This window comes from Agrococcus sp. Marseille-Q4369 (genome assembly GCF_018308945.1).
Lineage (GTDB): Bacteria > Actinomycetota > Actinomycetes > Actinomycetales > Microbacteriaceae > Agrococcus.
This window is the reverse complement of the sequence record NZ_CP070501.1, coordinates 1,693,758-1,706,373: the sequence shown is the minus strand read 5'-3', so window position 1 is coordinate 1,706,373 and position 12,616 is coordinate 1,693,758. Positions and strand designations below refer to the sequence as shown.

Sequence of the window (12,616 nt, the reverse complement as noted above, 5' to 3'; positions counted from 1 at the left end):
CGACGCTAGCGGCCGCTCCTCTCAGCGGGCGCGCGGCCGGTACTCGACGAGCTCGTGCGTCGCGCGCACGAGGGCCCGCAGCTCCTCGAGGGTCGCGGGCGCGGCGCCGAGCGCGCGCGCCTGCACGAGGACATTGCCGATCGCCGACGCCTCGACCGGGCCGGCGACCACCGGCAGCCCCGTGCGGTCGGCGGTGAGCTGGCACAGCAGCGCGTTCCGCGCTCCGCCGCCCACGACGTGCACCCGCTCGATCGCCTGCCCGCTGATCGCGGCCGCGTCCCGCAGCGCCCGAGCATAGCCCTCGGCGAGCGACTCGAGGATGCAGCGCACGACTTCCGCCCTGCCCTGCGGCGGCCGCTGCCCGCGCTCCTCGAACCACGAGCGGATGCGCGCGGGCATGTCGCCGGGCGGGTAGAAGGCGTCGTCGGTCGGGTCGAAGACGGGCACGGCCCAGTCGACCGCCGCGGCCGCAGCGAGCAGCTCGGGCAGGCCGAGCCGCTCGCCCGCCGCTTGCCACGTGCGCACCGACTCGCTCAGGATCCACAGGCCCATGACGTTCTTGAGGAAGCGCGTGCGGCCGTCGACGCCGCCCTCGTTCGTGAACGACGCGTCGAGCGCCGCGGGCGTCGCGATCGGCGCGGCCGTCTCGATGCCGACGAGCGACCACGTGCCGCTCGAGACGTAGGCGCCGCCCGGTTCCATCGGCACGGCGACGACGGCGGATGCGGTGTCGTGCGAACCGACGGCGAACACGTCGGGCGCGCCCTCGATCCCGTAGTGGGAGCGCGTCGCGGCGTCGATCGGGCCGATGCGCGTGCCGGGGTCGACGACCTCCGCGAGCAGCGATGGCGGGATGCCGAGCATCCCCATGAGCTCGGTGTCCCACTGCTCGTCGAGCCGCATGAGCCCGCTCGTCGACACGTTGGTGCGCTCGGCGACCATGCGACCGGTCATCCAGTAGCCGAACAGGTCGGGGAGCATGAGCAGCCGGTCGGCGACCTCGAGGAGGCCTCGCTCGCGGTCGACCATGAGCTGGTTGATCGTCGTGAACGGCATGCGCTGCAGGCCGCAGCGGGCGTAGAGCTCGGGCTGCGCGATGACCCGGTCGACGAGCTCGAGCCCGCGCGCCGTGCGGCCGTCGCGGTAGGAGAAGGGGATGCCGAGCAGGCTGCCCCGCCGCAGCAGCGCGTAGTCGACCGCCCACGAGTCGACCGCGACCGACGCGAGCGACGCATCCCCGTGCATCCGCGACGCCGCCGCGACGCCGCGCATCGCCTCGTCGTAGAGCGAGGGCACGCTCCAGTGCAGGCCGTCGCCGATGCGCACCGGCCGGTTCTCGAAGCGCGCGACCTCCTCGAGCCGCAGGGTGGCGGGGCCGACCTCGGCCCGCACCACCCGACCGCTCGTCGCGCCGAGGTCGACCGCCGCGACCGTCGCCGTCATCGCAGGAACGCGGCCGCCACACCGGAGTCGACGGGCACGTGCAGGCCGGTCGTGTGGCTGAGCTCCGAACCCGTGAGCGCCGCGACGGCGTTCGCGACGTGCTCGGGCAGCACCTCGCGGCCGAGCAGCGTGCGGCCGGCGTAGTACTTGCCGAGCTCCTCCTCCTTCACCCCGTAGACCTTCGCGCGCGAGGCGCCCCAGCCGGAGGCGAAGATGCCCGAGCCGCGCACGACGCCGTCGGGGTTGATGCCGTTGACGCGCACGCCGTACTGGCCGAGCTCGGCCGCGAGCAGCCGCACCTGGTGCGCCTGGTCGGCCTTCGTCGCCGAGTACGCGATGTTGTTCGGACCGGCGAAGACCGCGTTCTTCGAGGAGATGTAGACGATGTCGCCGCCGAGGCCCTGGTCGATGAGCGCCTTCGCCGCCGCGCGCGAGACGAGGAACGAGCCCTTCGCCATCACATCGTGCTGGAGGTCCCAATCGGCCTCGGTGGTCTCGAGCAGCGACTTCGACAGCGACAGCCCGGCGTTGTTGACGACGAGGTCGAGGCCGCCGAACGCGAGCAGCGCCGCGTCGACCGCCGCCTGCACCTCACCGGCGCGCGTGACGTCGCACTGCACGCCGATCGCGACGTCGGTCGAGCCGAGCTCCGCCGCGGCGGCCTGTGCCTTCTCGAGGTCGAGGTCGGCGATCACGACGCACGCGCCCTCGGCGGCGAGCCGGGTGGCGATCGCCTTGCCGATGCCGCTCGCGGCGCCCGTGACGAGCGCGATGCGGCCCGCGTGCGAGCGAGGCTTCGGCATGCGCTGCAGCTTCGCCTCCTCGAGCGACCAGTACTCGATGCGGAACTTCTCGGCATCCGAGATGGGCTCGTAGCGCGAGATCGCCTCGGCGCCGCGCATGACGTTGATCGCGTTCGTGTAGAACTCGCCCGCGACGCGCGCGGTCTGCTTGTCCTTGCCGAACGAGAACATGCCGACGCCCGGCACGAGCACGATCGCGGGGTCGGCGCCGCGCATCGCGGGCGACTCGGGCGTCCGGTGCGCCTCGTAGTACGCGGCGTAGTCGGAGCGGTAGGCCTCGTGCAGCTCGCCGAGCCGCTCGATGGCGCGCTCGAGCGGCGCGTCGGCGGGGAGGTCGAGCACGAGCGGCTTGACCTTCGTCCGCAGGAAGTGGTCGGGGCACGAGGTGCCGAGCGCCGCGAGCCGCGGGTGCTCGGCGCGCGCGAGGAAGTCGGTGACCACCTCCGCGTCGCTGAAGTGGCCGACCATCGGGCGGTCGGTCGAGGCGATCGCGCGGATGTGCGGGGCGAGCGCCGCCGCGCGCGCGCGTCGCTCGGTCTCGGGCAGGGCGGCGTAGCCGTCGAGCTCGGCGCCGAACGGCTCGGGTCGGCCGTGCTGCTCGATGTACTCGGCGGCGGTGCGGATGATCCAGAGCGAGTTCCGCTCCGACTCCTCGCTCGAGCGTCCCCATGCCGTGATGCCGTGCCCGCCCAGGATGCAGCCGACCGCATCCGGGTTCGCGCGCTGGATGTCGCGGATGTCGAGCCCGAGTTGGAAGCCGGGGCGGCGCCACGGCACCCACACGACCCTGTCGCCGAAGATGCGCCGCGTGAGCTCCTCGCCGTCGACCGCCGTGGCGATCGCGATGCCGGAGTCGGGGTGCAGGTGGTCGACGTGCGGCGCCTCGACGAGCGCGTGCATCGACGTGTCGATCGACGGCGCGGCGCCGCCGCGGCCGTGGAGGCAGTAGTCGAACGCGGCGACCATCTCGTCCTCGCGCTCGACGCCGGGGTAGACGTCGACGAGGCCGAGCACGCGGTCGAGGCGCAGCACGGCGAGGCCAGCCTCCGTGAGCGTGCCGAGGTCGCCGCCGGAGCCCTTGACCCACAGGAGCTCGACGGGCTCGCCCGTCGCGGGGTCGATCTCGGTGCCCTTCGCCGACGTGTTGCCGCCGGCGTAGTTCGTGTTGCGGGGATCGCTGCCGAGCGTGTTGCTGCGCGCGAGCAGGTCGCTGACTGCCTGGTTCATGTCGTCTCCGTCGTCTCGGGGGTCGGCGCGGTCACGCGCCCCAGCCGGCCTGGGTGCCGCCGACGCGCTCGGCGGCGATGCGCTCGAGGTAGCCGGAGGCGAGGAAGGCGCGCATCGGGTCGGCGGGCAGCCCCTTCGCCTCGCGGTAGTCGGCGAGCAGCGGGCGCACGTCGGTCGCGAACGCGTCCATGAGGATCTCGTTCGCGAGCAGCACGTCGCACTCGCGGCGCGCGACATCGAGCGCCTCGGTGTCGAGCGAGAGCGCCTTCGCGACGGCCTCCTGCACGTTGAGGACGCTGCGGATCTGGCCCGGCACCTTCTCCTCGATGTTGTGGCACTGGTCGAGCACGAGCTGCACGTCGGGGTCGCCGTAGCCGCCGCCCGCGATGAGCTCGACGACGATGCGGAAGAGCTGGAACGGGTCGGCGGCGCCGACGATGAGGTCGTCGTCGCCGTAGAAGCGCGAGTTGAAGTCGAAGGCGCCGAGCTTCCCGAGCCGCAGGAGCTGCGCGACGATGAACTCGATGTTCGTGCCGGGCGCGTGGTGGCCGGTGTCGAGCACGACCTTCGCGCGGTCGCCGAGCGCGAGGCAGTGCACGTAGCTCGTCCCCCAGTCGGGGATGTCGGTGTGGTAGAACGCCGGCTCGAAGAACTTGTACTCGAGCACCATCCGCTGGTCGTCGGCGAGCCGCGCGTAGATCTCGGCGAGCGACTCCGCGAGGCGGTCCTGGCGCTCGCGGATCGAGTCCTGCCCGGGATAGTTCGTGCCGTCGGCGAGCCACACCTTGAGGTCGCGCGAGCCCGTCTCGTGCATGACGTCGATGCACTCGAAGTGGTGGTCGATCGCCTTTCGCCGCACGCGCGCATCCGGGTGCGTGAGCGAGCCGAACTTGAAGTCGTCGTCCTGGAACGTGTTCGAGTTGATCGTGCCGAGCGCGACGCCGAGCTCCGCCGCGCGCTCGCGGAGCGCCGCCCAGTCGTCGACCCTGTCCCACGGGTAGTGCAGAGCGACGGTCGGCGCGAGCCCCGTGTGGCGGTGCACCTCGGCGGCGTCGGCGAGCTTCTCGAACGGGTCGCGCGGCGTGCCGGGCGTCGTGAAGACGCGGAAGCGCGTGCCGGAGTTGCCGTAGGCCCAGCTGGGCACTTCGATGCGCAGCCGTTCGAGCTGCTCTGCGGTGGGGGTGACGGCCATGTCAGCTCCTCGGTTCGGGGCGGGATTCGGTTCGGCTCGTGGCGAGCTGCGCGTCGAGGTCGAAGGCGAGCGGGATGAGCTCGAAGGACTCGTCGGCGGGTCGCTCGATGCCCTCGAAGAAGGGCTGCATCTCGGTCTGCCAGCGGGCGTTGACGTCGCGCGCGGCCATGCCGGCGAGGGATGCGTCGAGGTCGAGGGTGCGGAAGGTGCCGATGCACGTGCCGTCGTCGGCGACGAAGATGCGGTAGTCGAGCCAGCCGGTCGCGCTGAGCGCCTCGAGCATCTCGGGCCAGACGGCGGCGTGGCGCTCGCGGTACTCGCCGACGAGCTCGGGGCGCACGCGCAAGCGGAAGCACACCGGCGTCAGGCGCTGCGCCTCCGTGCTCGCCATGCTCGCTCCCGTCCTCGTCGACCGTCGCCACCGGTCGGCTCAGCGCCGGTCGCGCCACGCCAGCATGCCTCGTCGAGGTTTCGAACGCAAGCACAAAGGTTGCGATTCGGTATCGGTGACTTGCGAAGCCGGTTTCGGATGCGTACTGTCGCCACCATCACCGACAAGGGAGACGCCGTGATCAGTCGTGAGGCGCGCATCCTCGACGCCCTCGGAGCCAACGGCTCCGTGCAGGTCGCCGAGCTCGCCCGCGACCTCGACGTCTCCGAGGTGACGATCCGCAAGGACCTCGACGCGCTCGAGCGCCGGCAGCTGCTGCGACGCACGCGCGGCGGCGCGCTGCTGCCGGAGCGCGGCGACGAGGGCGCCTTCCGCGACCGCCTGCAGCGCGAGTCGGCCGCGAAGCGCGCGATCGCCGCCCAGGCCGCGACGCTCGTCGCCGACGGCGACGTCATCGCGCTCGACACCTCGAGCACCGCGCACTACCTCGCGCTCGAGCTGCTGCAGCGGCAGGGCCTCGTCGTCATCACGCAGTCGCTCCCGACCGCGACCGTGCTCATGGAGCGCTCCGACGCGCGCGTCATCATGCCCGGCGGCACGCTGCGCCGCGAGAGCTCGGGCCTCGTCGGCCCCATCACCGACGCGCTCGTCGGCCGCGGCCGCGTGCACAAGGCGTTCGTCGGCGTCGTCGGCCTCTCGCCGGAGCGCGGCCTGCTCGAGCTCGCGACCGACGAGGCCGTCTCGAAGCAAGCGCTCGTCGCCGCGACCGACGAGGTGCACGGACTGTTCGACTCGAGCAAGATCGACGGCTTCGCGCTGCACCCGTTCGCGCGCGCCGAGCAGGTGACGAGCCTCATCACGGATGCCGACGCATCCGACGACTTCGTCGAGGAGTGGCGCGCCATCGGCGTGCCGGTGGCCCGCGTGCCGCTCCCCGACGCGCAGACGACCGGCACGGCGCCGGTCTCGGCACGGGCGGAGACCGCCTCCCGTCGCCTCACCCTGAAGGAGCATCGATGAAGATCTCACGCAAGATCGCGGGTGCACTGGCGCTCTCGGCGGCCGCTGCCGTCGTGCTGGCCGGCTGCACGTCGCGCAACACCGACACCGGATCGTCGGCGGAGCCGGGCGCCACCGACGGCGCGAGCGCCGAGGGCCTGACCATCGCGTTCGTCCCCAAGCTGCAGGGCATCCCCTACTTCGAGGCGATGAACACGGGCGGCCAGCAGGCGGCCGAGGAGCTCGGCTTCGAGTGGCTCTACCAGGGCCCGACGACCGCCGACGCGGCCGCGCAGGCCGACATCGTGCGCTCGTTCATCCAGCAGGGCGTCGACGTGCTGTTCGTCGCACCGAACGACCCGAACTCGATGGCGCCGCTGCTGCAGGAGGCGCAGGCCGCCGGCATCCACGTCGCCACGACCGACACCGACGCGCCCGACTCGGTGCGCGAGGTCTTCGTGAGCCAGGCCTCGGTCGAGGGCATCGGCCAGCAGCTCACCGACTCGCTCCTCGAGGCGATGGGCGGCTCGGGCAAGTACGCGATCGTCTCGTGCGGCGAGACGGCGGCGAACCTCAACGCGTGGATCGAGGTGCAGGAGGCGTACACCGCTTCGGAGTACCCCGACGCCGAGATCGTCGACATCGTCTACGCCGGCGAGGACCAGGCCATGGCGACGCAGATGGCGACCGACCTCATGAACAGCCACCCCGACCTCACGGGCCTCGTGGGCGAGTGCACCTCGAGCGCCCCGGGCGTCGCACAGGCCGTGCAGGACGCCGACCGCATCGGCGAGGTCTTCACCGTCGGCCTCGGCACGCCGCAGTCGATGCTCCCGTACCTCGAGTCGGGCGCGTCGAGCGGGTCGATCCTGTGGGACGTCGAGGGCCTCGGCTACCTGACCGGCTGGGCCGGCGTGCAGCTCGCGACCGACGGCGACCTCGGCGACACGTCGAGCCTGTCGAACGAGGCGCTCTCGGAGGTCGAGTACGACGAGGCGACGGGCGTGCTGCTGCTCGGCCCGCCGACCGTCTTCACCGCCGAGAACGCGGGCGACTACGACTACTGATCGCCCGATCGACTGACGCCGGGGCGCGGCTCGCGCCGCGCCCCGGCACCCCATCTGGCCCGCCGGCCGGCCCGGAGGCCGACCCGCAGGCAGCCCGCCGGCCCCAGCGGCGGCGATCACGAGGAGCACCATGACCGACACCGCCCAGCGGGCACGCCCCACGCCGGGGCACGACTCCACGCCCCGGCTCGAGATGCGCGACATCTCGAAGCGCTACGGCGGCGTGCGCGCCATCCGCCACGCCGACATCACCGTCATGCCCGGCACCGTCCACGCGCTCGTGGGCGAGAACGGCGCCGGCAAGTCGACGCTCATCAAGATCCTCGCGGGCGCCGAGCAGGCCGACACCGGCTCGATCGCGATCGACGGCACGGCCGTCTCGATCGGCTCGACGACCGACGCGATCGGCCTCGGCGTGCAGACCGTCTACCAGGAGCCGCAGCTCTTCCCCGAGCTCACCGTCGCCGAGAACTTCTTCGTCGGCCGCGAGATCACCCGCGGCCCGATGATCGACTGGCGCGCCCAGGCGCCGCGCATGCTCGAGCTGCTCGACACCGTCGGGCTCGACCGCGGCGTCGCCTCGCAGCCGCTCGGCGGCCTCTCGATCGCGCAGCAGCAGCAGGTCTCGATCGCGAAGGCGCTCCTCGAGCAGGCGAGCATCCTCATCCTCGACGAGCCGAGCGCCATCCTCACCGACGCCGAGATCGAGGTGCTCTTCGGCGTCGTGCGACGGCTCGCCGCCGACGGCGTCTCCATCATCTACATCAGTCACCGGCTCGACGAGCTCTTCCGCATCGCCGACGCCGTGACGATCATGCGCGACGGCGAGACCGTCTCGACCGAGCCGATCGGCGAGCTCTCGGTGCGCGAGATCGCCGAGCGCATGGTCGGCGGCGCGCTCGACGAGGGCGAGCACGTCCCGGGCGAGCACGGCGAGACCGTGCTCGAGCTCGAGGGGCTCACGCTCGACGGCACGTTCGCCGACGTGTCGCTCTCGGTGCGCGCCGGCGAGGTGCTCGGCCTCTACGGCCTCATCGGCTCCGGCGCGGCCGAGGTCGGCGAGGTCGTCTACGGCATGCGCCGTGCGACGAACGGACGGATGCGCGTCGTCGGCAGCGACCGCCACCCCGGCACGCCCGCCGAGGCGAAGCGCCGCGGCATCCGAATGGTGCCGGCGAACCGCTCGTCGCAGGGCTCCTTCTCGTTCCAGAGCATCGCCTTCAACATCACGGTCGGCTCGCTCGGCCTGCTCGGGAAGCTCCCCGGCTGGGTGTCGCCCAAGGCCGAGCGGCGCATCGCCGACGACCTCATCGGCCGGCTCGCGGTCAAGACGCCCACGTCGCGGCAGCCGCTCGGCGCGATGTCCGGCGGCAACGCGCAGAAGGTCGTGCTCGCCCGCCAGATCGTCGAGCAGCCGAAGCTCCTCGTGCTCGCCGAGCCGACGCAGGGCGTCGACGTCGGCGCGAAGGAGGAGATCCACCGGATCATCGCCGACCTCGCCGCGCGCGGCACGGCCGTGCTCGTGATCACCACCGACCTCGCAGAGGTCCAGCGCATCTCCGACCGCGTCCTCGTCTTCCGCTCCGGGCGCATCGCCCGCGAGTTCCCGCCCAGCGCGAGCCAGGCCTCGCTGCTCGCGGCGGCGGCCGGCGCCGAGGACGAGCCCGTCACCGAGGAGGACGACCGATGACCACCGCGACCGAAGCCCGCGCGCCGCAAGCGGTGAGCATGCGCCGCATCCTGCCCCCGATCGTGACGGGGCAGGAGGTCGTGCTGCTCGTCGTGCTTGTGATCCTGTGGGTGCTGCTCGGCATCTTCACGCCCGCGTTCCTCACGCCCGGCTCGATCGGCCCGCTGCTCGTGCAGGTCGCGCCGATCGCGCTCATCGGCGTGGGCATGACCTTCGTCATCATCACCGCGGGCATCGACGTCTCCGTCGCGGGCATGATCATGGTCTCCGCCGTCGTGACCGCGCGCGTGCTCGTGAGCTACGACGTGCCCGCGATCGTCGCGGTGGCGCTCGCCATCGTCATCGGCGCGGCGCTCGGCGCGCTCAACGGCATCCTGATCGCCTACGGCCGCGTGCATCCGATCATCATCACGTTCGGCACCGCGAACGTCTTCCTGTGGCTCGGGCTGCGCGTCTTCAACTCGTCGACCGTCAACGGCATCCCGTCGACGCTCGAGTTCTTCGGGCGTGGCTCGGCTGGCTCGACCTTCGGGGTGCCGCACTCCTTCGCGATCGCGGTGCTCGCCGTCGCCGTCGCGTGGTGGTTCCTGCGCTACGCGAAGTCGGGCCGCAACCTCTACGCGATCGGCGGCAACCAGAACGCCGCCCGGCTCGCGGGCATCAAGGTGCAGCCGCGGCTCGTCTGGGTGTACCTCATCACCGGCGCGCTCGCCGGGCTCGCCGCGTGCATGATCATCGCGACGGGCACCTCGACGCTCGACCAGTCGGTCGGCTCGGGCAAGGAGCTGCAGGTCATCGCCGCCGTCGTCATCGGCGGCACCTCGATCCTCGGCGGCCGCGGCAGCGTCGTCGGCACCCTGCTCGGCGCGATCCTCGTGCAGACCGTCGTCTCGGGCGTCACGCAGCTCGGCTGGCCCACCCAGCTCGGCTTCCTCTTCGTCGGCATCTTCATCCTCATCGCCGTCGGCACCGACATCATCCGCGAGCGAGCCAGGAGGGCCCGCGCATGACCGCCACCACGACGACCCCCGCCGACGAGCGACAGGCGGCGCCGCCCTCGCGCGTGCGCGAGTGGCTCGGCTCGGGCATCCTCCGCGACCGCGCGGTGCTGCTGCTCGCGCTCATCATCGTGCTGCTCGTCGCGATGTCGATCCTCGACGCCGTCGGGCTCACGAGCGGCACGTTCAACAGCGACTACCTCGCCTCGACGCTCATCGCCTACGTGCCGCTCGCGCTGCTCGCGCTCGCCGAGCTGTTCGTCATCACCTCCGGCCGCGGCGGCATCGACCTCTCGGTCGGCTCGATGGTCTCGCTCACGGGCATCGTCTTCGCGATGCTCTACCAGCAGGCGGGCCTGCCGCTGCTCGTCGCGGTCGTGCTCGCGGTGCTCTTCGGGGCGCTCCTCGGCGCGATCAACGGCGTGCTCACCGCCTACCTCGGCTACCCGGCGCTCATCACGACGCTCGCGACCTTCTACGCCTACCGCTCGATCGCGCTCGTCGTGAGCGAGCAGCGGCCCATCTCGGGACCGGAGATCTCGGAGTTCTACAACGCGGCCAAGGCCGTCGAGCTCCCCGTCATCGGCGGCTCGCTGCCGCTCGTGCCGCTCGGCGTCTTCACCTTCCTCATCCCCGTCGCGATCGTCGCGTGGTTCGTGCTCAACCGCACGACCTACGGCCGCAAGCTCTACGCGATCGGCACGAACGACACCGCCGCGCAGTGGGCGGGCATCGACACGCGCCGCACGCGCATGATGGCCTACGTCACGGCCGGTGCGATCTCGGGCCTCGTCGGCGTCTACACCGTCGCGCAGTTCGCCTCCGCCCGGCCCGACGCGGGCACGAGCGGCAGCGGCATGGCGCTGCCCGCGATCACGATCGCGGTGCTCGGCGGTGTCGCCATCACGGGCGGCATCGGCAAGCTGAGCGGCATCCTGCTCGCGGCACTGCTCATCGTGTGGCTCAACGCCTCGATCCTGCTCGTCGTGCCCGGCAACGAGGGCGCGCAGGCGCAGCTGCTCGCGCTCGGCATCGTGCTGCTCGGCGCCTCGCTGCTCTCGAACGCCACGATCCGCAGGCGGCAGGCGGGAGCACCACCGCGCCTCGCGGTCCCGGCGACCGCGCCGGGAGCGCCGAAGTGACCGATCCCCGCGACGACCTGCTGCGGCTCGCGCACGCCGTGGGCGAGCCGCAGCGCGAGCTCGTCATCCTCGCCGAGGGCAACGTCTCGGCGAGGCTCGACGACGAGCGGATGCTCGTGAAGGCCACGGGCTCGTCGCTCGCGGCCGCGGCGCCCGACGACCTCGTCGAGTGCCGGTTCGCGCCGATCCTCGAGCTGCTCGACGACCCGGCGGCGTTCGAGGGCGGTGCGGGAGACGCACGCGTCGCGGAGGCGCTCATGGCCTCGCGCGTCGACCCGGACGCGAAGCGGCCGAGCGTCGAGGCGCTCCTGCACGCGGTCGTGCTGAGCTCCGGCGCGGGCGCCGCCTGCCACACGCACCCCATCGCGGCGAACTCGGTGCTGTGCTCCGACCGGGCAGGGCTGCTCGCCGCCGGTGCGCTCTTCCCCGACCAGATCGTGGTGCTCGGCACCGAGACGCTGCTCGTGCCCTACGTCGACCCGGGCCTGAGCCTCGGCCGGCTCATGCGCGACGAGCTGCGCGACTTCGCCGACCGGCACGGCGCGCTCCCGAAGGTCGCGTGGATGCGGAACCACGGCATCTTCGCGATCGGCGCGACGCCGGCCGAGTGCCTCCGCATCACCGAGATGGCCGACAAGGTCGCGCGCATCCTCGTCGGGGCGCTCTCGGTGGGCGAGCCGAATTTCCTCCCCGACGCCGTCCTCGACCGCATCGACGGTCGGGACGACGAGCACGTGCGCCGCGCGATCCTCGACGCGGCGCGATAGACCACCCAGCGAAGGAGCAATCATGCAGATCGGCGTCCACGGCCTCGTCTTCACCGGCACGTTCGACGAGGCGGGCCTCCAGACCGCCATCGCCGGCACCCAGCAGGCGGGGTTCGACCTGCTCGAGCTGCCGCTCATGGATCCGTTCGCGATCGACGGGGCGCTCGTGCGCCGCATGCTCGACGACCACGGCGTCGCGATGGCGTCGAGCCTCGGGCTCGACGCCGCGCACGACCTCTCGAGCGAGGACGGCGCGGTGAGCCGCGAGGGCGAGACCCTCCTCGAGCGGGCGATCGACGTCGTCGCCGAGGCGGGCGGGCAGCACCTGTGCGGCGTCATCTACTCCGCGATGCAGAAGTACATGCAGCCCGCGACCGAGGCGGGCCGCGCGAACTCCGCCGCCGCGCTCCGCCGCCTCGCCGACCGAGCGGCCGCGGCGGGGGTGACGCTCTCGCTCGAGATTGTCAACCGCTACGAGACGAACATCGCGAACACCGCGCGCGGGGGCCTCCGCTTCCTCGAGGAGATCGGGCACGACAACGTGCACCTGCACCTCGACACGTACCACATGAACATCGAGGAGTCGGGGATGCTCGAGCCCGTCCTCGACGCGGGCGAGCGGCTGCGCTACGTGCACATCGGCGAGAGCCACCGCGGCTACCTCGGCACCGGGTCGGTCGACTTCGGCTCCTTCTTCCGCGGCCTCGCGCGCCTGGATTACGACGGCCCGATCGTCTTCGAGTCGTTCTCGAGCGCCGTCGTCTCGGAGTCGCTCTCGAACACGCTCGGCATCTGGCGCAACCTCTGGGAGGACTCCGACGACCTCGCCGCGCACGCCAACCGCTTCATCCGCGACCAGCTGCGCTCGGTCGAGACGATCGCGCTCCACTGAGCATG

At 72.1% G+C, this 12,616-nt stretch carries 11 protein-coding genes; 7 read left to right on the top strand and 4 right to left on the bottom strand.

Annotated elements, in window-relative coordinates; genetic code table 11:
- Nucleotides 1–21: 21 nt before the first annotated feature.
- Genes JSQ78_RS08525 through JSQ78_RS08510 form a run of 4 tightly spaced genes read right to left on the bottom strand, consistent with a single transcriptional unit; the run spans nucleotide 22 to nucleotide 5,056 of the window.
- Nucleotides 22–1,443, bottom strand: coding sequence for a rhamnulokinase (locus tag JSQ78_RS08525; protein WP_211447002.1), 1,422 nt, complete (start codon nucleotides 1,441–1,443; stop codon nucleotides 22–24).
- The gene (locus JSQ78_RS08520) at nucleotides 1,440–3,473 is read right to left on the bottom strand and encodes a bifunctional aldolase/short-chain dehydrogenase (protein ID WP_211447000.1); all 2,034 of its coding nucleotides are present in this window, start codon (nucleotides 3,471–3,473) and stop codon (nucleotides 1,440–1,442) included. The genes JSQ78_RS08525 and JSQ78_RS08520 overlap by 4 nt, the downstream gene beginning before the upstream one ends.
- 31 nt (nucleotides 3,474–3,504) lie before the next feature.
- Nucleotides 3,505–4,665 carry an L-rhamnose isomerase gene (gene rhaI, locus JSQ78_RS08515; RefSeq protein WP_211446999.1) on the bottom strand — a complete coding sequence of 387 codons (1,161 nt, stop codon included), beginning with the start codon at nucleotides 4,663–4,665 and terminating at the stop codon, nucleotides 3,505–3,507.
- Between the two features lies 1 nt (nucleotide 4,666).
- Nucleotides 4,667–5,056: an L-rhamnose mutarotase gene (locus JSQ78_RS08510; protein WP_211446997.1), complete on the bottom strand. Its 390-nt coding sequence runs from the start codon at nucleotides 5,054–5,056 to the stop codon at nucleotides 4,667–4,669.
- 138 nt (nucleotides 5,057–5,194) lie between these two features.
- Between JSQ78_RS08510 and JSQ78_RS08505 the strand changes: the two genes are divergently transcribed.
- The 7 genes from JSQ78_RS08505 (at nucleotide 5,195) to JSQ78_RS08475 (ending at nucleotide 12,611) form a co-directional block, all read left to right on the top strand.
- Nucleotides 5,195–6,076, top strand: coding sequence for a DeoR/GlpR family DNA-binding transcription regulator (locus JSQ78_RS08505; protein ID WP_211446996.1), 882 nt, complete (start codon nucleotides 5,195–5,197; stop codon nucleotides 6,074–6,076).
- Nucleotides 6,073–7,122, top strand: a complete 1,050-nt coding sequence (locus tag JSQ78_RS08500) for an autoinducer 2 ABC transporter substrate-binding protein (protein ID WP_211446995.1) — start codon at nucleotides 6,073–6,075, stop codon at nucleotides 7,120–7,122. Before JSQ78_RS08505 ends, JSQ78_RS08500 begins: the two co-directional genes overlap by 4 nt.
- A 130-nt stretch (nucleotides 7,123–7,252) precedes the next feature.
- Entirely contained in the window at nucleotides 7,253–8,812 is a 1,560-nt protein-coding gene (locus JSQ78_RS08495; protein WP_211446994.1) for a sugar ABC transporter ATP-binding protein, read from the top strand.
- The gene (locus JSQ78_RS08490) at nucleotides 8,809–9,822 is read left to right on the top strand and encodes an ABC transporter permease (protein ID WP_211446993.1); all 1,014 of its coding nucleotides are present in this window, start codon (nucleotides 8,809–8,811) and stop codon (nucleotides 9,820–9,822) included. Before JSQ78_RS08495 ends, JSQ78_RS08490 begins: the two co-directional genes overlap by 4 nt.
- Entirely contained in the window at nucleotides 9,819–10,952 is a 1,134-nt protein-coding gene (locus JSQ78_RS08485) for an ABC transporter permease (RefSeq protein WP_211446992.1), read from the top strand. The genes JSQ78_RS08490 and JSQ78_RS08485 overlap by 4 nt, the downstream gene beginning before the upstream one ends.
- Complete coding sequence (locus JSQ78_RS08480; RefSeq protein ID WP_211446991.1) at nucleotides 10,949–11,719, top strand: class II aldolase/adducin family protein; 771 nt, start codon at nucleotides 10,949–10,951, stop codon at nucleotides 11,717–11,719. The genes JSQ78_RS08485 and JSQ78_RS08480 overlap by 4 nt, the downstream gene beginning before the upstream one ends.
- A gap of 22 nt (nucleotides 11,720–11,741) precedes the next feature.
- Nucleotides 11,742–12,611 (top strand): sugar phosphate isomerase/epimerase family protein, encoded by an 870-nt coding sequence (locus JSQ78_RS08475; protein WP_211446989.1) that lies wholly within the window; start codon nucleotides 11,742–11,744, stop codon nucleotides 12,609–12,611.
- The last annotated feature ends 5 nt before the right edge of the window (nucleotides 12,612–12,616 follow it).

Excerpts from the sequence above, each read along its gene's own strand:
- JSQ78_RS08510 (WP_211446997.1), bottom strand. The coding sequence starts at position 5,056 with ATGGCGAGCACGGAGGCGCAGCGCCTGACGCCGGTGTGCTTCCGCTTG.
- JSQ78_RS08520 (WP_211447000.1), bottom strand. The coding sequence starts at position 3,473 with ATGAACCAGGCAGTCAGCGACCTGCTCGCGCGCAGCAACACGCTCGGC.
- JSQ78_RS08525 (WP_211447002.1), bottom strand. The coding sequence starts at position 1,443 with ATGACGGCGACGGTCGCGGCGGTCGACCTCGGCGCGACGAGCGGTCGG.
- JSQ78_RS08485 (WP_211446992.1), top strand. The coding sequence starts at position 9,819 with ATGACCGCCACCACGACGACCCCCGCCGACGAGCGACAGGCGGCGCCG.
- JSQ78_RS08500 (WP_211446995.1), top strand. The coding sequence starts at position 6,073 with ATGAAGATCTCACGCAAGATCGCGGGTGCACTGGCGCTCTCGGCGGCC.
- JSQ78_RS08505 (WP_211446996.1), top strand. The coding sequence starts at position 5,195 with ATGCGTACTGTCGCCACCATCACCGACAAGGGAGACGCCGTGATCAGT.
- JSQ78_RS08495 (WP_211446994.1), top strand. The coding sequence starts at position 7,253 with ATGACCGACACCGCCCAGCGGGCACGCCCCACGCCGGGGCACGACTCC.
- JSQ78_RS08490 (WP_211446993.1), top strand. The coding sequence starts at position 8,809 with ATGACCACCGCGACCGAAGCCCGCGCGCCGCAAGCGGTGAGCATGCGC.
- rhaI (WP_211446999.1), bottom strand. The coding sequence starts at position 4,665 with ATGGCCGTCACCCCCACCGCAGAGCAGCTCGAACGGCTGCGCATCGAA.
- JSQ78_RS08475 (WP_211446989.1), top strand. The coding sequence starts at position 11,742 with ATGCAGATCGGCGTCCACGGCCTCGTCTTCACCGGCACGTTCGACGAG.